A 22,526-nucleotide genomic window follows, 5' to 3' on the forward strand; every position below is an offset into this window, starting at 1 on the left:
GAGGGTCGACATGTCCACTCTGGACGGCAAGACCGTCATCATGTCCGGCGGCAGCCGGGGCATCGGCGAGGCGATCGCGCTCCGGGCGGCGAAGGACGGCGCGAACATCGCCCTGCTGGCGAAGACCGCCGAGCCGCACCCGAAGCTGCCCGGCACGATCTACACCGCCGCGGAGGCCATCGAGAAGGCCGGCGGGCACGCGCTGCCGATCCTCGGCGACGTCCGCGACGACGACGGTGTCGCGGCCGCGGTGGCGAAGACCGTCGAGCAGTTCGGCGGCATCGACATCGTCGTGAACAACGCGAGCGCCATCGACCTGACGCCGACCGAGCAGGTCAGCATGAAGCGCTACGACCTGATGCAGGACATCAACGCGCGCGGCACGTTCCTGCTGTCCAAACTGGCCATCCCGCACCTGCGGGCGTCGGCGAACGCGCACATCCTGACGCTGTCGCCGCCGATCAGCCTCGACGAGAAGTGGTTCACCGCCGGGCACCTCGCGTACAGCATCGCGAAGTACTCGATGAGCCTGGTGACCGTCGGGCTCGCCGCGGAACTGAGGAAGGACGGCGTCGCGGTCAACTCGCTGTGGCCGCGCACGACGATCGACACCGCGGCGATCCGCAACGTCGTCGGCGCCGAGCTGGCCGACCGCAGCCGCACGCCGGAGATCATGGCCGACGCCGCGTACGCGATCCTCACCAAGCCGAGTGGCGCGGCGACCGGGAACTTCTTCCTGGACGACGAAGTGCTGCGCGGCGAGGGGATCACGGACTTCTCGCGGTACCGCATCGGCGGCTCGGAGGAAGACCTGCAGCTGGACTTCTGGGTGGACCCGGCTTGACCGGCGTCCGCGAACCCCAGCAGGAACGCAGCCGCACCACGCGGCGGCGGCTGATCGAGGCCGCGCTCGACAGCTTCGGCGAGCGCGGCTGGCACGGCGTCACGGTGGCCGGGATCGCCGAGCGGGCCGGCGTGTCCCGCGGCGCCGCCCAGCACCACTTCCCGGCCCGCGAGGACCTCGTGGTGGCGGCGGTCGACCTGCTCGGCCAGTCGCAGATCGACGAGCTGCGGGCCCAGGCCGCAGACCTGCCGACGGGCGCGTCCCGGATCGAGCGCGTCGTGGAGATGGTGCTGAACCTCTACACCGGGCCGCTGTTCCGCGCGGCCCTGCAGCTCTGGTCGGTCGCGGCGACCGACGACGCCCTGCGGGACGTGCTGGTCCCGCTGGAGGCGAGGGTCGGCCGGGAGGCGCACCGGGTCACGGTGGAACTCCTGGGCGTCGACGAGTCCCGGCCGGGCGTGCGCGAACTGGTCCAGGCCACCCTGGACCTCGGCCGCGGCCTGGGCCTGGCGAACCTGCTGACCGACGACACCCGGCGGCGCAAGCAGATCGTGCGGGAGTGGGCGCGGGCGCTGGAACTGCGGCTCGCGGTCACCGGAAGCGCCTGAGGTCTTCGCGGGCACCCGTGGTTTCGAGGTGCTCGGGTCCGAGGACGCGGTCCAGGTCCGGCAGCAGGAGTTCGAGCGCCGCCACGGCGCCCGTCCGGTCCCCGGTTTCGCCGCGCAGGGTGGCGAGGGTGTGGCGAGCCGTCAGCGTGGTGGGGTGCTCCGGCCCGAGAACGCGGTCCAGTTCCGGTACGAGGTCCGCCGAGGACGCCAGCGCTCCCGCCGGATCCCCGGCCCAGCTCCGGAAGCGCGCCAGGTTGTGGCGGGCGGTCAGCGCGTACGGGCTCCCGGGCCCGAACACACGGCCCAGGTCCGGCAGCATCCCCTCGACGACCGCCACCGCGCCCGCCGGGTCGCCGGCCTTCGCCCGCAGTGCCGCGAGGTGGTGCCGAGCGGTGAAGGTGTCGGGGTGATCGGGGCCCAGCACGCGCAGCTGGTCCCGGAGCACCGCTTCGGCCGCCGCCGCGGCCGCTGCCGGATCCCCGCTGATCCCCCGGAACCAGGCGAGCTTCAAACGGGTGCTCAACGTGACCGGGTGCTCGGGGCCGAGCACCCGCCGCAGGTCCTCCGACAGGGGTTCGAGGTCGGCGAGGCCGGCGGGGTCGCCGGAGCCGGCGCGCAGCTCGGCGAGCGCCCCGCGGGTGATCAGGGTCGTGGGGTGCTCGGGCCCGAGCACCGGCAGCAGGTCCGGCAGCAGGTTTTCGTAGGCCGCCACCGCTGCGGCGACGTCCCCCGCCTCGCCCCGCAAGCTGGCCAGCGTGCCGCGAGCGGTCAGGGTGTCGGGGTGGTGCGGCCCGAGCGCGGCCTGGCGCTCCCGGACGGAACGCTCCAGCATCGCGATGGCCCCGGCCGAGTCACCGGTGCCGTCCCGCATGACGGCCAGGTTGAGCCGGGTGGCCGAAGTGGCCTGGTGTTCGGGACCGAGCACCCGCTCCAGTTCCGGGAGCAGGGTTTCGTAGACCGCCGCCGCCCCGGCGAAGTTCCCCGATTGGCCCAGGTACCGGGCCAGGGTGCTGCGGGCGGTCAAGGTGAGCTGGTGCGGCCGCCCCGGCGTCGCGTCGAGGTCGGCCAGCAGGGCGCTCAGCGCGGCCACCGCCGCCCGCGGATCGCCCGCGGTGCCCACGGAATCCGCCAGGTCGTGCCGGGCGATCAAGGTGTCGAGGTGGGCCGCGCCGAGCCGGTCCGCGGCGGTGCGGGACAACTGCCGGAAGTACGCGACCGCCGCCCCGGCCTGCCCGCTCTCGCGGAGACTCCGGCCCGCTTGGACCAGCACCACGTGGTACCCCCGGCGCCAGAGCTGCTCGACGTCACCGGTGGCCTGCAGCGCGAAAGTGCCGCGCCGCAACGCCTGCGCCAGCGTCCGGTCCGACTCGATCTCCGGCCACGCCTGCGCCAGCGCGTCCGCGGCGGCCCGCGTGATCCGGGAAAGGTGCTTCGGGCGCAGGTCGTCCCGGGCCGCGCGCTGGACGAGCGCGTGGACGCGGACCGTCTGCGGGTCGAGGGTGACGAGGTTCAGCCGGTGCAGGCAGCCCAGCGCGTCGCGGGCGTCGTCCGGGGTCACCCGCCGCCGGGCGGCTTTGCGCAGGAAGTCCAGGACGGCCGGTGCGGTGAGCACGGTGTACGGGATGCCGTGGGGATCGAGGACGCTCGCGAACCGCAGCAGCGGGCCGGCCAGCCGGGCGGGTTCGAGACGGTCTGCGTGGGCGATCGACAGGGACCAGGTCGCCGTCACCGTCGCCTGGTGGTCGTCGGGGAGGCTGCGCCGCTCGGGCAGGACCGCGGCCAGCTTGCGCTCCCGGAACCGCAGCCGGTACGCCGAGCAGGGGAGGTCGCGGTCGAGGACGTACGCCGTGGCCTGGGCCAGCGCCAGGGGCAGGTGCCCGAGGTCGTCCGCCAGCCCGGCGACGTCGTCGGCCAGGTGCGGCCGGCCGGCGAGCTTGCGGTTCAGGTACGCGCGGGACTCCGCGAGGGTGAACTGGCCGACGTCGACGATCCGCCGCCGGTCGCCGGCGAACGCGGCGTCGCGCCGCCGGGTGGTGAGCACGACCCGCCCGGCTTCGGCCGGCGGTGGCCAGAGTCCGTGCAGGTCAGCGGGGTGCTGCACGTCGTCGAGCACCAGCAGCCAGCGCTTCGGGGTCGTGGCCAGCCAGTCCAGGAGGCGGCGCGCGCCCTGCGCGGGGTCCGGGTCCTCGATGCCGGTGAGCGTCTTCGCCAGCTGTGCGTAGGCCGTCAGGAGCGCGTCACGGGACTCCGCCGTGATCCAGGCCAGCAGGTCGACTTCGCGGGCGGCCCACGCGCGTTCCGCCAGGTCCGCGGCCAGCTGCGTCTTGCCGACGCCGCCCAGCCCGGACAGCACCGTGGTGCCGGCGAACGTGACTTCGCGGTCCTGGAAGCCGTCCGCGCGGACGGGGACCACGCCGGACCGGTGCGGCCAGCTCAGGCCCGTCGTGACCCCGCCCGGCCGGGCCGGGATTTCGACGGCGACGGCCAGCGCGAACGCGGCGGCGTGCGCGGCCGCGGCGGCGTGCGCGCCCCCGTCGCCGATGCCCCGGACGGTCAGCACCGGCAAGCCGTGGTTGAGGTGGCCGGCCTTGGCGACGCCCGCGCTTTCCAGCTCGATCGCGGCGGCGTCGTCGTAGGTGGTGCGCAGCTGTTCGGCCAGCGGTGCGGTGCGGGAGCCGAGCACGACTTCCCCGGCGGCGATCGGCCGGAAGTGCACCGACGGCCGCGGTGCGGGGGAGTCCGGGAGCCAGCTCTCCTCCCGGGCGACGTGCCGGGCGAGCTGGTCGAGGTGGTGCGGGATCTCCCAGGCCTGCGGCCGGGTCCGGAAGCCGTCGTCGTCGGCCTTGCCGCCGTGGTAGCCGTAGACCTTGGTCGCCACGACGACGTCCCCGGGGGCGAGGTCGTCGTGGAGCGCCCCCGCGATGCCGGCGAACACCAGCGCGCTGGGCGCGAAGGTGGCGATGGCGCGTTCGGTGAGGACGGCGGCGCCCTGGTTGCCCTGGCCGGTGAGCGCGAGGACGATCGTGGCTCCGCCGGTGATCGGTTCGCCCACTTCGAACCGCGTGCCCGAGGGGTGCGTCGTCACCCGGCGGCCGGTCAGCAACGCCCGCACCGCCGCGTATTCCACCTCCAGCGCGGTCAGCACCACGACGGTGGTGGTCACGGGAGTTCGGCCGCGAGGGCGAAGGCGAAGGCCGCCGCGTTCGCCGCCGCGACGGGCTGCCAGCCGGCCTGGTCGGCGGCGTGCTTGTGGCCGTCGGCCTTGTCGCTGATGCCGCGGATCGCGACCACCGGCAGGCCGCGGTTGAGGTGGCCGGCCTTGGCGACGCCGGCGCTTTCCATCTCGATCGCGGCGGCGTCGTCGTAGGTGGCGCGCAGCTGTTCGGCCAGCGGGGTGGTGCGCGAGTTGAGCACGACCTCCCCGGCGGCGATCGGCCGGAAGTGCACCGGCGGCCGGCGCCCGGCCGGGAACCAGTCCTCTTCGCGCGCGACGTGCCGGGCGATCTGGTCGAGCTCGTACGGGATTTCCCACGCCTGCGGCCGGGCGCGGAACCCGCCGTCCTCGTCCTTGCCGCCGTGGTAGCCGTAGACCTTGGTCCCCACGACGACGTCGCCGGGCTCGAGGTCGTCGTGCAGGGCCCCGGCGACGCCGACGAACAGCAGCGCCCGCGGCGCGAACGAGGTGATCGCGCGCTCGGCGAGGATGGCGGACGCCTGGTTGCCCTGCCCGGTCAGCGCGACGACGGCCGAGCCCCGGCCGCGCGGCGGCCGGCCCACTTCGAAGCGGGTGCCCGACGGGTGGGTCTCCACCCGGCGCTCGGCCAGCAGCGCCCGGACGGCCGCGTACTCCACCTCCAGCGCGGTCAGCACCACGATCGTGGGTTCGGGAACGCTGTTCACGCGGTCTCGCTTTCTGCGTCGTCCAGGTTGTGCCCGCGCAGGATCGGCGGGTGCAGGACCGTCGCCGGGCCACGCCGGTAGAGCGCGGCGGGCCGGCCGCCGTCCCGGGTCGTGCGGTCGCCGGTGGGCACGAGGAACCCGGCCACCCCGGTGATCTTGCGGTGGAAGTTGCGGTGGTCGAGGCGGTGTCCCCAGACGATCTCGTAGACGCGCCGCAGCTCGCTGATCGTGAACTCGGCCGCGCAGAACGCCGCGGCCAGCGTCGTGTACTCGAGTTTGCCGCGCGCCCGCTCGACCGCGTCGGCGATGATCAGCCGGTGGTCGAAGGCGACCGGAGCGCCCGCGCGTTCGACGTCGGCGACCGGTTCCCAGCGCGCGGCGCGCGCGTCCCCGCCCGCCGACGGGATGGGCAGGTCCGGCACCAGCGCCAGGTAGCACACGGTCACCACCCTCCCCCGAGGATCACGGTCCGGCCCGCCGTAGGTCCGCAACTGTTCCAGATGCAGCCGTTCGGACGCCAGGCCGGTCTCCTCGGCCAGCTCGCGGGCCGCGGCGACGTCGATGTCCTCGTCCTCGGTGGCGATGAACCCGCCGGGGAGCGCCAGCTGCCCGCGGTAGGGCTCCTCGGCCCGCTCGACGAGCAGGATGTTCAGCCGCTCTTCGCGGACGGTGAGGATCGCGAGGTCGACGGCGACCGCGACCTTCGGGATCTGCCATGTCGTCTCCTGGGGCACGGCACCAGCCTAGCTTCATGTCAGCTTGACGCAAAGTCGGCTCGGGTCTTAACCTGATCGCAGTTAGTGTCAAATCGACGAAAAGGGCTGTGATGTGTGTGCACCTGCCGGTCCCGCTCGCCTTCGAGCCGGCCGCCGTCCTCCTGCTCGCCGGGCCGGCCCGCGGGTTCCGCCTCGCCCCCGCCTGCCCGGGAGGCCGGTGAGCCATGCCGCGCGCTGAGAACCCCCTCGACCTCGACGGCTCCCCGCTGACGGCGTTCGCGGCCGGCCTGCGGGCGCTGCGGGAGCACGCCGGGAACCCGACCTACCGCGAACTGGCGCGGCGGGCGCACTTCTCCGCCACCACGCTGTCCGACGCCGCGGGCGGGCGCCGGCTGCCGAGCCTGGCGGTGACCCTCGCCTACGTCCGCGCTTGCGACGGCGACGACGCCGAGTGGGAACGCCGCTGGCGCGCGACGGCGGCCGAGCTGACCACCCCGGCCCCGGCGGGCGAAACCGCGCCCTACCGCGGGCTCGACGCCTACGACCGCGAGGACGCCGGGTTCTTCTTCGGCCGGGACCGGCTCCTCGACACCCTGACCGCGCTGCTCCCGTCGCACCGGTGCGTGGTCGTGACCGGCCCGTCCGGTTCCGGGAAGACGTCGCTCCTGCGCGCCGGCCTGCTCCCGCGGCTGAGCGGCCCCGTCGTCTTCACCACCCCGGCCACCGCCGGGGACCTGCTCGCCGGGCCGGAAGCGGCGGTGGTCGTCCTCGACCAGTTCGAAGAGCTGTTCGCGCTCGGCCGCGACGACGAGCGGGCGCGGTCCGTCACGGCGTTGCTCGCGGCCCGCGGCGGGCCGCGGGTGGTGCTCGCCGTGCGCGCGGACTTCGAGGACCGCTGCGCCGGGCTGCCTGGCGTGAGCGCCGCCCTCGCGCGGGCCCGGGTGGTGGTCGGGCCGATGACCGCCGACGAACTGCGCCGGGCGATCACCACCCCGGCGGCACGCGCGCGGTGCATGGTCGAGACGCCGTTGCTGACCACGGCCGTCGCGCTCGCGCACGGCCGGCCCGGGGCGCTGCCGTGGCTGTCGCACGCGTTGCTCGAGACGTGGCGGCGCCGCAGCGGCAGCCGGTTGACCCTCGCGGGGTTCCAGGCGGCGGGGGAGCTCGGCGGGCCACTGGCCGGCGCGGCGGAAGCCGTGTTCACCGGGCTCGGCACGGCCGGGCAGGCCGTCGCACTGGACCTGTTCCGCCGGCTCGCCGACCCCGAAGAAGGTCCCACGGCCGTCGCCGACGGCGAACTCGACGACACCCCGCTCACCGCCGACGTCGTCGGCCGGTTCGTCCGCGCCCGGGTGCTCGTGCGCGACGCCCACCGGCTCCGGCTCGCCCACGAGGCGGTGCTCGACGCCTGGCCGCGCCTCGACGGCCGGCCCGGCGGCGCGGGGTGGCGCACCCACCGCGACCTCACCCGGGCGGCCGCCACCTGGCGGCTCCACCACCGCGACCCGAGCCTGCTCCTGCGCGGCGCGCACCTCGCCGCCGTCCGCGCGTGGGCCCGGCACCCGCGGTACCTCACCACCCACGAGCGGGCCTACCTCGACGCCAGCACCGCCGCCGGGACCCGGCCCCGCCCGGGCTGGCCGGGACGGCACATCGCGGTGCTCGCGGCCGCGCTCCTGCTCTCGGTCCCGGCCCGGGTGGACAGCGGCGTGGCCGGCTGCGGGCCCCCGTCGGCCACCGCGGTGTCGTCCGGACCTTTGTCGTCCGGCGCGCCGGACAACGCCGAGCGCTGAACCTGTGCTCACCGGAACCGGGGAGGGACCGCTGAAGGGGACTTTCCTCCGATGTGACGGGAGGAAAGTCCCCTTCGGCACGTCAGATGAGCGCAACGTCCCCTTCGGCCGCACCGGACCCGGTGGAACCTCGGCCGCACCCGAAACGTCATAGTGCCGTAAGTAACACAATCGGCCCAACGGGCGAATGACTATGCGTAGTGGTTCCGAGGAGAAAGGCAATCCGGTGTCCGGTTCAGGAGTCGAGCTCACCCACCGCGCCATGGCGATGCTGAAGGCGGTGGCGGCGGGACGCGCGCAGATGTCGTGCAGCTGCGAGCCCGACCTCTTCATCGACGGATTCGCCTGCTGCGATCAGATGACCGCGCACGCGCTCGCCCACGGCGGCTACCTGCGGCCCGCCGTCGAAGCGGGCGCCGGGCGCGTGCCGGCCGAGCTCACCGAAGCGGGCCGGGCCGCGCTGGAGATCACCGTCGCCGCCTGAGGCGGGTCACGCAGCGTCGCGGATTCGCTCAGCTGTTCCCGAGCTCCGCTTCGCGCCGGGTGAGCACGCGGGGAGCGTCTTCGGTGACGGCGACCGTGTGCTCGGAGTGGGCGGTGCGGGAGCCGTCGGCCGAGCGGATGGTCCAGCCGTCGGGGTCGAAGACGATCCGGTCGGTCGTGCGCGCGAACCAGGGCTCGAGCGCCAGGGTCAGGCCCGGCCGCAGCTTCATCCCGCGCCCGGCCGTGCCCTTGTTGGGGACGTGCAGGTCCTCGTGCATGGTGCGGCCGATGCCGTGGCCGCCGAACTCGGTGTTGACCGGGTAGCCGTACTCGCGGGCCACCGCCTCGATCGCCGCCGAGATGTCGCCCAGCCGGTTGCCGGGGCGGGTCACCTCGATCGCCGCTTCCAGTGCTTCCTCGGTGGCGCGGACGATCCGCAGGTCTTCCTCGGCGGGCGTGCCGACGATGACCGTGCGCGCCGAGTCGGCCGCCCAGCCGTCGATGCTGACCGCGAGGTCGGCGGTGAGCACGTCGCCGTCGCGCAGCACGTAGTCGTGCGGCAGGCCGTGCAGGACGGCGTCGTTGACCGACAGGCAGATGACGTTGCGGAACGGGCCCTTGCCGAAGGACGGCGCGTAGTCCCAGTAGCACGACTCCGCCCCGCGCCGCTTGATCATGCCGCGGGCGTGGTGCTCGAGGTCCATGAGGTTGACGCCCACGTCGGCGAGCCGGCCGACCTCGGTCAGCACCTCGGCGACGAAGCGCCCGGTCACGTGCATGCGGTCGATCTCCGCCGGCGACTTCAGTTCGATCACGAAAACCTCGCGTCACAAGGGTCGGTATAGTTATACCGGGACCGTAGCACGTTTCCGGTATAGGAATACCAGTCGGGTCCGGAGCGGGGACGGAAACCGGTCCGACCTGGCAGGCTTGGGCCATGGCGGAACCCCCACCACCCGTGGACGACGACGCGACGGTCTTCCTCCCGAGCGAACTGCGCGGCCCGCACTGGCCGACCCGCGACCCGGACGTCTCCCGGCGGCCCTACGACGAGTTCGCCACCCAGATCGTCGCGCGCCCGCCCGCGTCCCCGGTCAGCGCGGGCCGCGGCGAGGGCGCCGGTTCGTCGCTGGCGCGCTCGAGCGGGCGGATGGCGGTCGCCTCCGCGGTCAGCCGGGTCACCGGGTTCGTCGCCAAGCTGCTGCTGGCCGCGGTGGTCGGGACCGGGGTCGTCAACGACTCCTTCACCGTCGCGAACACGCTGCCCAACATCGTCTTCGAACTGCTCTTCGGCGGCGTGCTCGCCAGCGTCGTCGTCCCGCTGCTCGTCCGCTCCCACGACGACCCGGACGGCGGCCGCGCCTACACCCAGCGGCTGATCACGATGGCGCTGGTGCTGCTCACCGTCGGCACGGCGGTCGCGGTGGCGATCGCCCCGCTGTTCACCGCGCTCTACGTCGACAAATCGTCAGCGGAGGCCAATTCCGGGCTGACCACCGCGCTGGCGTACCTGCTGCTGCCGCAGATCCTCTTCTACGGCCTCTTCGCGCTGCTGTCCGCGATCCTCAACGCGCAGAACGTCTTCGGCCCGCCGGCCTGGGCGCCGGTGCTCAACAACGTCGTCGTCACCGGCACGCTCGTGGTGTTCGCCGTGGTGCCGGGGGAGCTGACCCTCGACCCGGTCCGGATGAGCGACCCGAAGCTGCTCGTGCTCGGCCTCGGCACCACGCTCGGCATCGTCGCCCAGGCCGTCGTGCTGATCCCGGCGTTGCTGCGCACCGGGTTCCGGTTCCGCTGGCGCTGGGGCTTCGACCCGCGGATCAAGGAGTTCGGCGGCCTCGCCGCGTGGATCCTCGGCTACGTCGTGGTCAGCCACGTCGGGTTCGTCGTCACCACCCGGGTGCTGACCGGTGGCACTCGCGGCGGGGTCACGGCCTACAGCTACGCGTCCCTGCTTTTCCAGCTGCCGTACGGGATCCTCGGCGTTTCGCTGCTGACCGCGCTGATGCCGCGGATGAGCCGCGCCGCCGCGGACGGCGACACCGGCTCGCTCGTCGGCGACCTTTCGCTCGCTTCCCGGATGTCCACGGTGCTGTTCGTGCCCATCTCGGCGGTGCTGGCCGTGGTCGGCACCCCGATCGGGATCGCGATCTTCACCTGGGGCCGCGGCACGCTGGCGGACGCCGAGCGGCTCGGCCAGACCCTCGCCGTCTCGGCCGTCGGGCTGCTGCCGTTCGCGCTGGTCATGTTGCAGCTGCGGGTGTTCTACGCGATGAAGGACGCCCGCACGCCGACGCTCATCATGCTCGTGATGACGGCGGTGAAGATCCCGCTCCTCCTGCTCTGCCGGGGATTGCTCGACGGCGAGCACGTCGTCTACGGCGTGATGCTCGTCAACGGCGCCGGGTTCGTGGTCGGCGCCGTGCTCGGCCAGGTCTGGCTGTGGGTCCGGCTCGGGCACCTGCGCAGCAAGCGGTCGCTGCGGGTCGGCCTGATCGTGCTCGGGGCGAGCGCCCTCGGCGTCGGGGCCGCGGTGCTGGCCGGGTACGCCGTGCCCGGTTCGCTCGGCGCGATCCCCGCCGCGTGGGTGAAGCTGCCGGTCCAGACCTTGCTCGGGATGGCCGTCCCGTTCGGGTTGCTGGCGCTGCTGAAGCTCCCGGAGTTCACCCCCGTGACGCGGCGCGTGGGCGCTCTCCTGCGGCGGCTCGCTCCTCGTTGACGACTACGGCCGGGAACGCGATCCGGATGTCTCGAAACGATTACGAGACCGCTGCGATCAGCGCGTTTACAATTCCGGCGCGGCTTCCTACGATCCACCCGGACCAGTCATGGGGCGGAGGTCGTGGATGACGCGCAGTGCGCGCAGGCGGCGGGATCGGGTCACGGTCGACGAACTGCTGCGGGCGGCCGGTGCGCGGCCGCGCAAACCCGGTTCGCGCTCGGCCGAAACGGCGGCGCGGCGCGGCATCGAGCCCGGGCCGCGCGGTTCGGGCGGCCGGATCGCGCTGGCGCTGGCGGTCGTCGTCGTGCTGGGCGGGCTGGCGCTCGCGCTGGCGGCGCGGCCGGAACCCGTGCCGGGCTCGACGCAGTTCCCGCAGCTGCAGCCGGCCACCGGCGTCCCGTCGTCGAGCGCCGTCGCGGCGCCCACGACCACGACGACGCCGTCGCCGGTCGTGATGCACGCGCGCCAGACGCCGACCGCCACGCCGACGCCGACCGTGACGGTCGAGCTGCCACCGCCGTCGACGGCCACGGTCACCCTCCCGCCGCCCACGTACGACTGGGGCCGGTGCTACCCCTACGGCTGCCGCCGCGACGGCACGCCGGTGCGCTGACGGCGCAGGAGCAGGTAGGTCCCGGCGGCGAGCACGAACCCGGCCGCGAAGGTCAGATCACCGGTGCCGGGAACCGCTTTCGGGATCGGCGCGGTGTAGAGCGCCTGGTTCGCGAACAGGCCGACGGACACCACCAGGCCGACGAGGAACGCGGTGAACCCGGCGGTGTTGCGGTGGCTCCTGTCGGCCAGCAGCGCGCCGAAGTCGGTGCCGCGCCGCAGGTGGTGGTCGGCCAGCAGCACGCCGAGCCACGGGCCGATCCAGTAGGCGATGACCAGCAGGAAGTTCTCGTAGGCGTGCCCGGCGTCGGCGAGCCCCAGCCAGGCCAGCACGAACCCGACCGCGCCGAAGGCGAGCGCGACGGCCGCGCGGCGCCAGGCCAGCGGCAGCCGGACGCCGAGGGCGAGGAAGGCGAGCGCTCCCGAGTAGACGTTCAGGACGTTCGCCGCGACCGCCCCGAGCGTGATGGCCAGCAGCGTCGCCGCGGCGAGGAACCCGGGCAGGTGCCCGGTGAACGCCGTCGCCGGGTTGGCGTCGCCCGCCCCGCCGATGGTCGTCGAGGCCGCGCCGGCGAGCATCAGCACGGTCGTGGAGAGGAACAGCCCGAGCCCGGCGTAGCGGCCGATCGCGCGTTTCGACGCGGTCTTGGGCAGGTAGCGGGTGTAGTCGGCGGCGTACGGGTTCCAGCCCGCGGTGTAGCCGAACGCGGTGCCGACGGTGAGCAGGAACCCGCCGACGCTCCCGGTGTTCGCGGTGGCGCCGGACTTCGTGAAGATGACGACGCTCGCCACGGCGAACACGACGGCGAGGATCGCGAAGACGTACTTTTCGTAGGCCTGCACGAGGTTGTGCCCGAAGAAGGCGATGGCGATCTGCAGCGCGACGACGAGCACGAGGCAGGCGAGCACGGGCAGCCCGGTCAGGCCGGCGAGGGCGAAAGCGCCGCTGACGCTGTTGACCGCGAACCACCCGATGCCCGCCATCACCGACATCAGCGCGGCCGGCAGGAGGTTGCCGCGGTAGCCGAACGCGGCCCGCCCGAGCACCATCTGCGGCACGCCGTAGCGCGGCCCGCGCGCGGACAGGACACCGTGCGCGAGCGCGCCCAGCCCGTTCCCGACGACGGCCGCGAGCGCGGCTTGCCAGAAGGTCAGCCCGAAGGCGGTGACGGCGAGGACGCCGACGAAGACGGTGGCGAACTCGAGGTTGGGGGAGGCCCAGGTCCAGGCCAGCTGCCGCGGTGTCCCGTGCCGGTCGGCGTCGGCGACGGGTTCGACCCCGCCGGGCTCGACGGCCACCACCTTGTCGCCGTAGCCGGCCGCTTCGGTGCTCGTCATGGGAGGACGGTAAGCGGTGAACGTTGCGCCGGTGTGACGGTTCCGCGGTTCCCGGTGAGCGGCACGGTTCCCGCTCAGCGGTACCCGAGAACCCGCGAAGGCCCCCTCACCGGCCCCGATGCCGGCGAGAGGGCCTCCGACAGCCCCACTACGGGATCGAGGGTCAGCCGGTGTAGCCGGCGACGATCTTGGTGAACGCGTACTTGTCCTGCGTGATGCCGCTGCACTCGCCGCCGCCGCTGCAGTCGCGGTTGGTGGCCCAGAACGTGAAGCGGGCCAGGTGGTGGCTCGTGGCGTAGCTGCGGATGGAGGTGAAGTTCGCGACCGTGACGGTCTCGCCCGCGTTGTCGGTCTTGCCGTTCATCGAGGAGAGGCCGCTGTGCCGGTAGGCGGTGTCGTCCGTCCAGCCGAACGTGGTCTTGAGCTGGTTCTTCAGCCCGTCGACCGCGGACTTCGTCATGGCGGCCATGTCACCGCCGCTGGAGAAGTCGAACGGCATGACCGACCAGACGTCGACGCCCGCGCCGATCGCCTTGGCCTGGTTGATCAGGCGCTTGCCCCACGAGTCGGGGCCGGTCGTGGTGGTGCCGATGGTGATGACGACCTTGAGGTTCGGGTTCTTCTGCTTGGTCAGCTTGACCGCGTTGAGGATGCGGTCCTGCACCGTGTTGTTCTGGAACTCGTCGGTGTTCTCGATGTCGAGGTCGATCGCCTTGAGGCCGTAGGCGTCGATCACCTTCTGGTACGCGCCCGCCAGCGCCGAGGCCGACGTGCACTTCGAGCCCAGCTTCGTGCCGGACCAGCCGCCGAAGGAGGGGATCACGTCCCCGCCCGCGTTGCGGATGTTCTGGATCATCGTCTTGTCCGAGCCGGTCAGCGAACGGCTGCCGTCCCACTTCGGGTTGCAGGTGCCGTCCGACAGGACGAAGGCGAGGGTAAACGCTTTCACGCCGGTCGCGGACATCGCCGCGGTCGGGCTGGTCTGCCCGCCCCACTGGTACAGGTACGGGGAGGCGAGCACCGGATCCACCGCGGCCATGGCCTGCGGGGCGAGGCCGACCGCCGTCGCCATCGCGGCTCCGGCCGCGAGCGCGAGGGTGACCAGACGGCGCATGGATTTCATGATGGGGTCCTCCAAACGAGCAGGTTGGAGCACCTCCGGTTTGAGGCGGCGGGATCATCCCGGGAGGAGCGCTGTGTGCCACCACACAGTGGACTAGACCAATGTTGTGTGTCAACCCTCCTTCGGCCGGAAAATGACACACGGTGCGCGTCCGGCTCCCGAGCGTCGGCGGCTGTGAGATTCCCCTGAAGGCGGATCGACAGCGCCGGGCATTCCGGCTACTTTGCCGAAATGGTGGGGGATTCGGTCGCCGCCGGCGGGGGACGCCGCCGCCCGGGCCGGTTCCTGCCCGCCGTCGCGCTGGGGCGCTGGGCGCTGTGGCGGCTGCCGCGCCGCGGCCAGGTCCTCTACCTCGTCGCGGTCGACGTCCTCGCCGTCGCCGCCGTCGTGCTCGCCGCCGTCCGGTTCCCGCCGCTGACGGCGATGCTGGGCCCGTTCGCGCTGCTCCTGGGCGGGATGGTGGTCTCCGCCGAGCTCGCGCGGCCGGTCGAGCGCCACCGCGAGGACACCCTCCTCGGGCCCGGCGTCGACACCGCGTGGATCTTCGCCGGGGTGCTGGTGCTCCGGCCCGGCCTCGCGGTCGCCCTGATCGTGCTCTCCGCGCTGCACCAGTGGTTCCGGGTCCGCAGAAGACCCGTCTACCGGCAGGTGTTCGGCGCCGCGGCGACGGCGCTGGCCGGTCTCGTCGCGGGCGCGTTCCTCACCGCGACCGGCGTCCGGCCGCTCGGCGCGGTCCTCGACTCCCGCACCGTCCTCCTGCTCACCGTCGCCGGCGTGGTGTTCCTCGCCGTGAACGCCGCGCTCGTGACCGCCGCCGACGGCCCCCGCAGGCCGCGTGAAGCCGCGCCCGGCCACGCTTTCGACGCCGCGATGACGGCGTTCGGCCTGCCGCTCGCCTGGGCCGCCGGGGCCGCCCCGCTCCTGGTGCCGGTGCTGGCCGGCGCCACCGTGGTGCTCCACCGCGGCGGCCTCGGCCGCGGCCGCCGCGACCACGTCACCCTCGACCCCGGCACCGGCGTGCTGACCGCCGCGTCGTGGCGCGGCGCCGCCGAAGCCCAGCTCGACCGGCTCGGCGGGCACGGCCCCGGCCCGGCCGTGCTGCTGCTCGACCTCGACCACTTCCGCCAGCTCAACGACCGCTACGGCGTCCGCATCGGCGACGCCGTCCTGCGCGCGGTCGCCGACACGCTGCGCGACGAGGTCCGCTCGGCCGACCTGGTCGGCCGCTCCGGCGGCGAGGAGTTCGCCGTCCTGCTGGCCGGCGCCGGCCGCTTCGACGCGATGGCCATCGCCGAACGCATCCGCCTGCGCATCGCCTCGACCCTGGTGGCGCTGAAGGCCTCGGGCGACGGCCCGCAGTTCGTCGGCGTCACGGCGTCGATCGGCGTCGCCGCCTGCCCGGCCGGTGGTGGCCTGGCGGGTGCGCTCCTGGCGGCGGAAGCGGCGTTGCTGCGCGCGAAGGCGGCCGGCCGGAACCGGACGCTGTGCGCGGAGCCCGAGCCGGAGCCGTGATCCGACCGTTGGGAACGGCTCGCAACCGGTAATACCGCAGAGCGTCTTGATGGCAGGAAAGACGGTGAGGGGCCGTCAATGAACTCAGGGGGATCGAATGTCCGTACTTCGTCGTGTCGCGGGAGCGGGAGCCATCGCGTCGGCGGCAATTGTCCTGTCGGCTTGCAGCGCTCCGCAGAATGCCCCGGGCGGCGCGCAGAGCACGACTGCGGCACCGACGGTGACGGCGACGACGGCCACCTCGGCCGCCACCCGTCCCACCCCGGCGGCCGAGGTGAGCGCGCCGGTGGACGCTTGTGCCTCGGCTACCAAGGCCAAGCTGGACGCGGCGCTCAAGGCCGACAAGCGGGCTTCCGGCGCGCTGCTCGTCGACGGCAAGGGGCTGCAGGGCATCGAATGCGTCGCGCCGTGGGCTTTCGCGCACTTCTCCAATGAAATCGACGGTGGCAGCGTTTTGTTCGCACACCGGAACGGCGCTTGGGCGCCGGTGAATTGGGGCACCGGTGAATTGTGCGAAAAGGTTCCGGTCGCGACCGCGAAGCGGATTTGCGGCTGAGGGTCAGCCGACGGTGATCGCGGTCAGCTTTTCCCGCAGGTAGTCCGCCGCGATCACCTCGGGGTAGGTGCGCTTGCCCAGCGGCGGCGCGAGCGACGTGATCCGGGCGTCGTGGTCGGTCTCGTAGAAGAAGATCAGCGAGACCAGGTCTTCGTCCGGGGCCGCCACCGCGGGTGGGAGGACGCGGTGGCGGGTCGACCGCCAGCGGTCGCCGGTCCAGCGGGCCATCAGGTCGCCGATGTTCACCGTGAACGCCTCCGGGTGGAACGGCGCGTCCTCCCACTCGCCGTCGGCCGTGCAGACCTGCAGCCCGCCGACGCCGGCCTGGCGGTCGAGCACCGTCACCGTGCCGAAGTCGGTGTGCGGGCCGATCCGGAACTGGTCCGGCTCCGGCGCGCCGACGTGCGTCATCGGCGGGTACCAGTTGATGTTGAACGTGTACGTCGGGTGCGCCGTGTGCCGCGTGAAGTGGCTCTCGGCCAGGCCGAGCGCCGCGGCGAAGATCTCCAGGAGGTGGTCGGACAGCGCGCGCATCCGGCGCATGTACTCCGTCGCCACCTCGGCGAAGCCGGGCACCTCGCCGGGCCAGACGTTGGGCTGGAACCAGAACCCGTCGACGTCGGCGACGCCCACACCCTCGTCCGCCCCGGCGGAATAGGACTCCTTGAGGTCCGGCGGGGTCTCGGTGCCTTCGGCGTAGCCGTTGGCCTCGACCCCGGGCGGCAGCCAGCCGCGGCCGCCGACCGTGACCGCGTAGCGCTGCTTGACGTCCTCGGGCAGCGCGAAGAACTCCCGCGCCAGCTCCCGCGTCCGGCGGCGCAGGTCGTCGGGCACGCCGTGCCCCGTGACCAGCAGGAAGCCGGACTCCCGCAGCGCGCGGTCGATCTGGCCGGCCACGTCGGCGCGGCCTTCGGACGTTCCCCCGAACCACGGCGAAAGGTCCACGAGCGGAACGGTTGACGGCATACCGGCTCCTCGCAACAGCACTGTCCTATTCGGACTTCTCGACCCCGATGTCCTCGAACCACAGGTCCGGGCGCGCGGCGATGAACTCGGTCATCAGCGCCGTGCAGGCGGGATCGTCGAGCAGGGTGATCCCCACGCCGAGCCCGGCGAGCCAGTCGTGCCCGCCGTGGAACGTCGTGGCCTCGCCGATGACGACGCGCCCGATCCCGAACTGACGGACGAGACCCGAGCAGTACCAGCACGGCGAGAGCGTCGTGACCATGATCGTGTCGCGGTAGTGCGGGCGGCGGCCGGCGTTGCGGAACGCCGCGGTTTCGGCGTGCATCGACGGGTCACCGTCCTGCACGCGCCGGTTGTGCCCGCGGCCCAGCAGGGTGCCCGCGCTGTCGAACAGCGCGGCCCCGATCGGCACGCCGCCTTCGGCCTTGCCCAGCTCGGCTTCCTCGCGGGCGACGGCGAGCAGGGCGTGCGGGTCGATCGGCATGCGTCACTCTTTCCGGCCGGGGTGGTGCCTGGCAAGTGTTTGACCGCACGGCTGCACCATCCGGCGGATCGCGGACCGGAACTGTCCTCGATGTCTGGCACACTGCGTGCCATGTACGGCACTTCGGAACGCTTGCTCCGGCTGCTCTCGCTGCTGCAGGCGCGGCGCGACTGGCCGGGCGCGGACCTCGCTTCGCGGCTCGAGGTCGACGTCCGCACGATCCGCCGCGACGTCGAGCGGCTGCGGTCCCTCGGCTACCCGGTGCACGCCACCCCGGGCGTGGCCGGCGGCTACCGGCTCGGCGCGGGCGCCGCGCTGCCGCCGCTGCTGCTGGACGACGACGAAGCCGTCGCGGTCGCGGTCGGCCTGCGCACGGCGGCGAGCGGCACGGTCAGCGGCATCGAGGAGACGTCGGTGCGCGCGCTGGCGAAGCTGGAGCAGGTGCTGCCCGCCCGGTTGCGGCCGCGCGTCGGCGCTCTGCAGGCGGCGACGGTCTCGCTGGCCGGCGCCGGGCCGATGGTGGACGCGTCGGTGCTGACGGCGATCGCCGCGGCCTGCCGGGACCACGAGCGCCTGCGCTTCGGCTACGGCGACCGGTCCGGCGCGGAGACGGAACGCTCGGTCGAGCCGCTGCGCCTGGTCCACACCGGCCGCCGCTGGTACCTGGTCGCCTTCGACCTCGACCGCGCCGGCTGGCGCACCTTCCGCGTCGACCGGATCACCGGCGTGCCGGCCGCGAGCTTCCGCTTCACCCCGCGCGAACCGCCGGCCGACGACCTGGCGGCGTACGTCTCGCACCAGATCTCCTCGGCGCCGTACCCGCACCAGCTCGTGCTGCGCGTGGCCGCCTCGGCCGAGGTGCTCGCGCGGCGCATCCCGCCGACGACCGGCGCCGTCGAGCCGATCGACGAGCACAGCTGCCGGGTGCGGACCGGGGCGAACACCCTCGACACGGTCCCGTACTACCTGGCGCAGTGGGGGTACGACTTCGTGGTCGAGGAGGCGCCGCCGGGCCTGGTGGAGCGGCTGCGGGAGGTGGCGGAGCGGTTCGCCCGGGCGGTCGGTTAGCCCGCTTCGAGCCGGACGCGATCGCTTTCGCCGTCGGACCGGAACGACGCCAGCTCGCCGCCTTCCGCCGCGACCTCGGTGCGTTCTGCTTTCGTGAGCCGCCGAAGGGGCTTCACGACCACCGTCTCGTCCGTCGCCTGCCACGTCGCCGCCACCCGGCCGTCGACCAGCACCACCCGCTCGCCGGCCACCGAAAGCCCGCGGTGGGCGTCGTCGATGATCCGGCTCCGGTCGTCGTAGCCGAGGATCGCGTTGTCGAACGCGGGCAGGAACCGCACCGGCGCCGGTGTGTCCGGATCAGGGCGCGGGGCATCCGGCAGGTCCAGCAGCTCGCGGCCGCGCTCGTCGCGGAACGCGACCAGCTCCTCGCGTACGGCCTTGACCGCCGCCGGCAGCCCGGCCAGGCCGCTCCACGCGCGCAGGTCGGCCGTGGCCGCGGGCCCGTAGGCCGCCAGGTAGCGCCGGACCAGCACCTGCCCGACCGCGTCGTCCTCGGCGAGCGGGTCGACGTCGCGGCCCAGCCACGCGGGCAGCGGCAGGTTCCGCACGCCGGCCTTCACGCGCCACAGCCCGCGCGGCGGCAGCTGCGCCACCGGGATCAGCGCGGCGATCAGCATTTCCCCGAGCGGCCGCGGCCCCGCGCCGGGCCACCGGTGGGCGACCGCGCGGGCGAGCTCGCCCATCGAGCGCGGCTCGCCGTCGGCCAGCACCGCGCGGCCCGCCGCCGCGAGCTCGCCGAGGTCGACCCCGGCGAGCTCGCGGCGGTAGGTGCCCAGGACGCGCTGGCGCAGCATCGCGTCGAACCGCGTCCGCCAGGCCAGGACGTCGTCGGCGGTGAGCAGGTGGACGGTGCGGCGCATCAGGTGCGTCCGCACCACTCGCCGCCCGGTCAGCAGCTCCGACAGCGCCGCCGGGTCGAACGCGCGCAGCCGCGACCACAACCCGGTGAACGGTTCTTGCGGCTCCTGCGCCTGCAGGCCGCCGAGGTGCGCGACGGCGTCGTGCACCGGCAGGGCGGCGCGGTCGAGCAGCAGCTGGCGGGCGAGCGTGGCGCGGTTGAGCGTGCGCGTGTCCAGGACCGTCACGTCGCCTTCCGGCCGTCCAGCGCCTCGCGGATGATGTCCGCGTGCCCGGCGTGCTGCGCGGTCTCGGTGATGACGTGCAGCACGGCCCGCCGCGCGCTCCACACGGTGCCGGGCCGGTTCCAGGGCGCGTCGGGCAGCGGGTGCGTCACGGACAGGTCGGGCAGGCTCGTGATGACGTCCTCGCTGCGCTTGGCGACGTCCTCGTAGCGCGCGAGCACGCCGGCGAGGGTGTCGCCGGGCTGCATCCGGAACTCGTTCTGGTGGTCGATGGCCCACTGCGGGACCTCGCGCGCGGTGCCGGCCGCCAGGTCCGCCCAGGTCACGCCGTCGGGGAGGTCGTAGCGCATCGCGGCCGGGCCCTCCAGCGCGAAGCGCAGCCAGTTCTCTTCCATGCTGGCGACGTGCTTGAGCAGCCCGCCCAGGCACAGCGCGCTGACGGTCGGCTGCGCCCCGGCCTGGTCGTCGGTGAGGTCGCGCGCCGCCGCGATCAGGGCGGCGCGGGCGGCCGCCAGTTCGGCGATGAGGTCGTTGCGTTCGGTGTCGTTCTGCACGAGGACCACTCTGGCAGGAATAGCGGACAGGGTGTGTCCGCTACTGCGATCGAGATCGGATGGTCGGCGACCGACCGCTTAGTCTGTGACCGGCGTCTCCGGCGTGACACCGAGCATTCGCAGCACCAGGCCGCCGTACTCCTTGCCGAGCGCGGTCGGCGTCTGCCGGGCGCGCTCGCTGTACCAGCGGGCGACGTCGACACCGAGGGAGAGCACCGCGCGGGCCGAGGTGTGCGGGTCCGACACGGTGAACACGCCGTCCTCGACACCGTCCGAGATCACCTTGCGCACGATCCGCTCGATCCGCCGCCGCAGCTCGGCGACGACCTCGAACTCCTGTTCGGGCAGCGCCTGCAGCTCGTACTGGACCACCCGGGCGACGGTGTGCCGCCGCGCGTGCCAGGCGACGAAGTCCTCGACGATCAGCCGGATCCGCTCGACGGGATCGGAAACCTTCGCGACGACGTTCTCCACCAGCGCGAGGGTCTGCTCGTGCCCGTACCGGCTGATCGCGAAGAGCAGCGCGGCCTTCGAAGGGAAGTGCACGTAGAGCGCAGCGGGCGACATCCCCGCGGCCCCGGCGATGTCCCGCGTGGTGGTGGCGTGGTACCCCCGCTTGGCAAAGGCTTCGACCCCGGCGAGCATGAGCCGCCGAGCGGTCTCCGGCTGCACGTCCGGCCACAGCTCGGCCGACAACGACATCGTCATCCGGTGATCCTCCCAGACAGCCCCGCCCAAGTGGCGGCCCCGACAGCCGACGGGACGCCACCATTGTAAGCGGGCGCTAACCTTCGGATCTGGGGGATGTATCCCGCAAAACGGGATAACATACCGAAGATCCTCCTCGCAGCCACCTACGCGCTACCGCGCGCGCGGGGCCGCTTCCAGGGGCGGATTTGGGCACCGAGACGGAGGACCTGACCGACGGCGGATGATGTGGACGAATCCGCCACCGCCCAGCTTGGTCGCGAGTCCTCAGCGACGTCGTCTGGTGCACCTTGAACGCGACGTCACACCCGCCGTACGAGGTGCGGGGCGCCCCGCATTGCCTGCCGGTACGGCAAAGCCGTGCGCTCATAGGTATGGCAGGACTTGAGCGGTGACGCATGCCGCGACGTTCGGGCGCCGGAAAACGTGGCTTTGCCCGAGCTCGTGGTCCGCCGCGGCCTTCAGCTCGTCAGCGAGGCTGGTATTCGCTCGCGCACACCAGGCCTTCCAGCAGCTCGACGGCGCGCCGGGCGGCGGGGTGCTGTGCGAGCGACTTCTTCACCGCGAGGCTGAGACGCCGGACCGGGGTGGGCGTCACCAGCTTGACCGTCGTCAGGTTCTCCGGAAGCTCGCCGATGCCGAGGGTCGGTACCACGGTCAGGCCGATTCCCGTTGCCACGAAGGACATCGCGGTCCGGTAGTCATGGGTTTCCACCACGAAACCGGGGGAGAACCCGGCTTGTGCGCAGGCGTTGAGGAGCACTTGGCGGCACGGCCCTTCGCGGAGGTCGTTGTCCACCCAGTGCCGCGGGGCGAGGTCCACCAGCGGAACCTCCGGCAGCCCGGCGAGCGGGTCGTCGACGCGGACGACGGCGAGATACGGATCATCGGCGAGCCTGCGCACGTCGACGGCGCCGGCGCGCTCGACACCGGTCTCCTCGACGAAGATGTCCACATCCGGGTCGCCCGAGGTGAACTCGGTCAGCAGCAGGTCCAGCCGCAGGTCCGGGAACTCGGCGCGCAATGCGGCGACGGTCGGCGCCAGCCAGGCCGCTCCGGCTGAGCCGAAGTAGCCGATTGACAGGCTGCCGACCCGGCCGGCGCGCAGGTCGCCGACCACCCGCTCGACCCGGCTGAATGCCTCGAACAGCGTGTCGGCCTCGGCGGCCAGGGTCCGGCCGGCTGCCGTGGGCTCGATGCCGCGCCCGGATCTTTCGAACAGCTGCAGCTCGGTCTCCCTTTGCAGCGCGGCGAGCTGCTGGCTCACCGCGGACGGTGTGTAACCCAGCGAGGAGGCGCTCGCCCGGATCGAACCCGTCGCGACCACCGCCCGCAGGACGCGGAGTCGAGGGATGTCCAGCATAAGGCAAACTGTACAGAGATGCTTAACAGACGTCCATAATCAATCGCTTGTGCTGTACAGATCGGGCGGGTGAGGATGCTCCGGGGACCGATCT

Annotated in this window: 21 protein-coding genes; 9 read left to right on the plus strand and 12 right to left on the minus strand. The window is 73.2% G+C overall.

Annotation, left to right across the window (positions count from 1 at the left end; translation table 11 throughout):
* The first annotated feature begins 10 nt into the window (after window positions 1–10).
* Both AB5J73_RS27250 and AB5J73_RS27255 read left to right on the plus strand, forming a co-directional pair.
* Complete coding sequence (locus tag AB5J73_RS27250) at window positions 11–844, plus strand: SDR family oxidoreductase (RefSeq protein WP_370961502.1); 834 nt, start codon at window positions 11–13, stop codon at window positions 842–844.
* Window positions 841–1,452: a TetR/AcrR family transcriptional regulator gene (locus AB5J73_RS27255; RefSeq protein WP_370961503.1), complete on the plus strand. Its 612-nt coding sequence runs from the start codon at window positions 841–843 to the stop codon at window positions 1,450–1,452. Before AB5J73_RS27250 ends, AB5J73_RS27255 begins: the two co-directional genes overlap by 4 nt.
* Here AB5J73_RS27255 and fxsT read toward each other — a convergent pair.
* The 3 genes from fxsT to AB5J73_RS27270 are packed head-to-tail and all read right to left on the minus strand — an operon-like array spanning window position 1,436 to window position 6,086.
* Window positions 1,436–4,615 carry an FxSxx-COOH system tetratricopeptide repeat protein gene (gene fxsT, locus AB5J73_RS27260; RefSeq protein WP_370961504.1) on the minus strand — a complete coding sequence of 1,060 codons (3,180 nt, stop codon included), beginning with the start codon at window positions 4,613–4,615 and terminating at the stop codon, window positions 1,436–1,438. The two genes, AB5J73_RS27255 and fxsT, sit on opposite strands and share 17 nt — an antisense overlap.
* Complete coding sequence (locus AB5J73_RS27265) at window positions 4,612–5,352, minus strand: purine phosphorylase (protein WP_370961505.1); 741 nt, start codon at window positions 5,350–5,352, stop codon at window positions 4,612–4,614. The genes fxsT and AB5J73_RS27265 overlap by 4 nt, the downstream gene beginning before the upstream one ends.
* On the minus strand, window positions 5,349–6,086 hold the full coding sequence (locus AB5J73_RS27270) for an NUDIX domain-containing protein (RefSeq protein WP_370961506.1): 738 nt from the start codon (window positions 6,084–6,086) through the stop codon (window positions 5,349–5,351). The genes AB5J73_RS27265 and AB5J73_RS27270 overlap by 4 nt, the downstream gene beginning before the upstream one ends.
* A gap of 206 nt (window positions 6,087–6,292) precedes the next feature.
* Here AB5J73_RS27270 and AB5J73_RS27275 point away from each other — a divergent pair, with 206 nt between their 5' ends.
* Window positions 6,293–7,861: a helix-turn-helix domain-containing protein gene (locus AB5J73_RS27275; RefSeq protein ID WP_370961507.1), complete on the plus strand. Its 1,569-nt coding sequence runs from the start codon at window positions 6,293–6,295 to the stop codon at window positions 7,859–7,861.
* Window positions 7,862–8,087: 226 nt separating this feature from the next.
* On the plus strand, window positions 8,088–8,345 hold the full coding sequence (locus tag AB5J73_RS27280) for a hypothetical protein (RefSeq protein WP_370961508.1): 258 nt from the start codon (window positions 8,088–8,090) through the stop codon (window positions 8,343–8,345).
* Window positions 8,346–8,373: 28 nt separating this feature from the next.
* On the opposite strand, the gene map is transcribed toward AB5J73_RS27280, so the two are convergent.
* Entirely contained in the window at window positions 8,374–9,159 is a 786-nt protein-coding gene (map, locus tag AB5J73_RS27285) for a type I methionyl aminopeptidase (protein ID WP_370961509.1), read from the minus strand.
* Window positions 9,160–9,281: 122 nt separating this feature from the next.
* On the opposite strand from map, the gene murJ reads away from it, so the two are divergent.
* The gene (murJ, locus tag AB5J73_RS27290) at window positions 9,282–11,063 is read left to right on the plus strand and encodes a murein biosynthesis integral membrane protein MurJ (protein ID WP_370961510.1); all 1,782 of its coding nucleotides are present in this window, start codon (window positions 9,282–9,284) and stop codon (window positions 11,061–11,063) included.
* A 127-nt stretch (window positions 11,064–11,190) separates the two neighbouring features.
* A complete protein-coding gene (locus AB5J73_RS27295) occupies window positions 11,191–11,679 on the plus strand; it encodes a hypothetical protein (protein WP_370961511.1) in 489 nt (162 codons plus the stop codon).
* On the opposite strand, the gene AB5J73_RS27300 is transcribed toward AB5J73_RS27295, so the two are convergent.
* Window positions 11,643–13,016, minus strand: coding sequence for a cytosine permease (locus AB5J73_RS27300; RefSeq protein WP_370961512.1), 1,374 nt, complete (start codon window positions 13,014–13,016; stop codon window positions 11,643–11,645). The two genes, AB5J73_RS27295 and AB5J73_RS27300, sit on opposite strands and share 37 nt — an antisense overlap.
* Window positions 13,017–13,179: 163 nt before the next feature.
* Window positions 13,180–14,130 (minus strand): chitinase, encoded by a 951-nt coding sequence (locus tag AB5J73_RS27305; RefSeq protein ID WP_370961513.1) that lies wholly within the window; start codon window positions 14,128–14,130, stop codon window positions 13,180–13,182.
* Between the two features lie 240 nt (window positions 14,131–14,370).
* Between AB5J73_RS27305 and AB5J73_RS27310 the strand changes: the two genes are divergently transcribed.
* Together AB5J73_RS27310 and AB5J73_RS27315 are read left to right on the plus strand one after the other, a co-directional pair.
* Entirely contained in the window at window positions 14,371–15,651 is a 1,281-nt protein-coding gene (locus AB5J73_RS27310; RefSeq protein ID WP_370961514.1) for a diguanylate cyclase, read from the plus strand.
* Window positions 15,652–15,748: 97 nt separating this feature from the next.
* On the plus strand, window positions 15,749–16,207 hold the full coding sequence (locus tag AB5J73_RS27315) for a hypothetical protein (RefSeq protein WP_370961515.1): 459 nt from the start codon (window positions 15,749–15,751) through the stop codon (window positions 16,205–16,207).
* 3 nt (window positions 16,208–16,210) lie between these two features.
* Here AB5J73_RS27315 and AB5J73_RS27320 read toward each other — a convergent pair whose 3' ends face one another.
* Entirely contained in the window at window positions 16,211–17,173 is a 963-nt protein-coding gene (locus AB5J73_RS27320; RefSeq protein WP_370961516.1) for an isopenicillin N synthase family dioxygenase, read from the minus strand.
* A 25-nt stretch (window positions 17,174–17,198) separates the two neighbouring features.
* Window positions 17,199–17,657 (minus strand): nucleoside deaminase, encoded by a 459-nt coding sequence (locus AB5J73_RS27325; RefSeq protein ID WP_370961517.1) that lies wholly within the window; start codon window positions 17,655–17,657, stop codon window positions 17,199–17,201.
* A 111-nt stretch (window positions 17,658–17,768) separates the two neighbouring features.
* Between AB5J73_RS27325 and AB5J73_RS27330 the strand changes: the two genes are divergently transcribed.
* Window positions 17,769–18,725, plus strand: coding sequence for a helix-turn-helix transcriptional regulator (locus AB5J73_RS27330; protein ID WP_370961518.1), 957 nt, complete (start codon window positions 17,769–17,771; stop codon window positions 18,723–18,725).
* On the opposite strand, the gene AB5J73_RS27335 is transcribed toward AB5J73_RS27330, so the two are convergent.
* The 4 genes from AB5J73_RS27335 to AB5J73_RS27350 form a co-directional block, all read right to left on the minus strand.
* The gene (locus AB5J73_RS27335; RefSeq protein ID WP_370961519.1) at window positions 18,722–19,810 is read right to left on the minus strand and encodes a winged helix DNA-binding domain-containing protein; all 1,089 of its coding nucleotides are present in this window, start codon (window positions 19,808–19,810) and stop codon (window positions 18,722–18,724) included. The genes AB5J73_RS27330 and AB5J73_RS27335 overlap by 4 nt on opposite strands.
* The gene (locus AB5J73_RS27340; RefSeq protein WP_370961520.1) at window positions 19,807–20,370 is read right to left on the minus strand and encodes a DinB family protein; all 564 of its coding nucleotides are present in this window, start codon (window positions 20,368–20,370) and stop codon (window positions 19,807–19,809) included. The genes AB5J73_RS27335 and AB5J73_RS27340 overlap by 4 nt, the downstream gene beginning before the upstream one ends.
* A gap of 69 nt (window positions 20,371–20,439) precedes the next feature.
* Entirely contained in the window at window positions 20,440–21,069 is a 630-nt protein-coding gene (locus AB5J73_RS27345; RefSeq protein WP_370961521.1) for a TetR/AcrR family transcriptional regulator, read from the minus strand.
* A gap of 469 nt (window positions 21,070–21,538) precedes the next feature.
* The gene (locus AB5J73_RS27350) at window positions 21,539–22,432 is read right to left on the minus strand and encodes a LysR family transcriptional regulator (RefSeq protein WP_370961522.1); all 894 of its coding nucleotides are present in this window, start codon (window positions 22,430–22,432) and stop codon (window positions 21,539–21,541) included.
* Window positions 22,433–22,526 lie beyond the last annotated feature (94 nt).

The organism is Amycolatopsis sp. cg9, from assembly GCF_041346945.1.
Classification (GTDB): Bacteria; Actinomycetota; Actinomycetes; order Mycobacteriales; family Pseudonocardiaceae; genus Amycolatopsis.

Coding starts and splice junctions, on each gene's coding strand:
- AB5J73_RS27250 (WP_370961502.1), top strand. CDS start 11: ATGTCCACTCTGGACGGCAAGACCGTCATCATGTCCGGCGGCAGCCGG.
- AB5J73_RS27275 (WP_370961507.1), top strand. CDS start 6,293: ATGCCGCGCGCTGAGAACCCCCTCGACCTCGACGGCTCCCCGCTGACG.
- murJ (WP_370961510.1), top strand. CDS start 9,282: ATGGCGGAACCCCCACCACCCGTGGACGACGACGCGACGGTCTTCCTC.
- AB5J73_RS27295 (WP_370961511.1), top strand. CDS start 11,191: ATGACGCGCAGTGCGCGCAGGCGGCGGGATCGGGTCACGGTCGACGAA.
- AB5J73_RS27300 (WP_370961512.1), bottom strand. CDS start 13,016: ATGACGAGCACCGAAGCGGCCGGCTACGGCGACAAGGTGGTGGCCGTC.
- AB5J73_RS27305 (WP_370961513.1), bottom strand. CDS start 14,130: ATGCGCCGTCTGGTCACCCTCGCGCTCGCGGCCGGAGCCGCGATGGCG.
- AB5J73_RS27310 (WP_370961514.1), top strand. CDS start 14,371: ATGGTGGGGGATTCGGTCGCCGCCGGCGGGGGACGCCGCCGCCCGGGC.
- AB5J73_RS27315 (WP_370961515.1), top strand. CDS start 15,749: ATGTCCGTACTTCGTCGTGTCGCGGGAGCGGGAGCCATCGCGTCGGCG.
- AB5J73_RS27320 (WP_370961516.1), bottom strand. CDS start 17,173: ATGCCGTCAACCGTTCCGCTCGTGGACCTTTCGCCGTGGTTCGGGGGA.
- AB5J73_RS27325 (WP_370961517.1), bottom strand. CDS start 17,657: ATGCCGATCGACCCGCACGCCCTGCTCGCCGTCGCCCGCGAGGAAGCC.
- AB5J73_RS27330 (WP_370961518.1), top strand. CDS start 17,769: ATGTACGGCACTTCGGAACGCTTGCTCCGGCTGCTCTCGCTGCTGCAG.
- AB5J73_RS27345 (WP_370961521.1), bottom strand. CDS start 21,069: ATGACGATGTCGTTGTCGGCCGAGCTGTGGCCGGACGTGCAGCCGGAG.
- AB5J73_RS27350 (WP_370961522.1), bottom strand. CDS start 22,432: ATGCTGGACATCCCTCGACTCCGCGTCCTGCGGGCGGTGGTCGCGACG.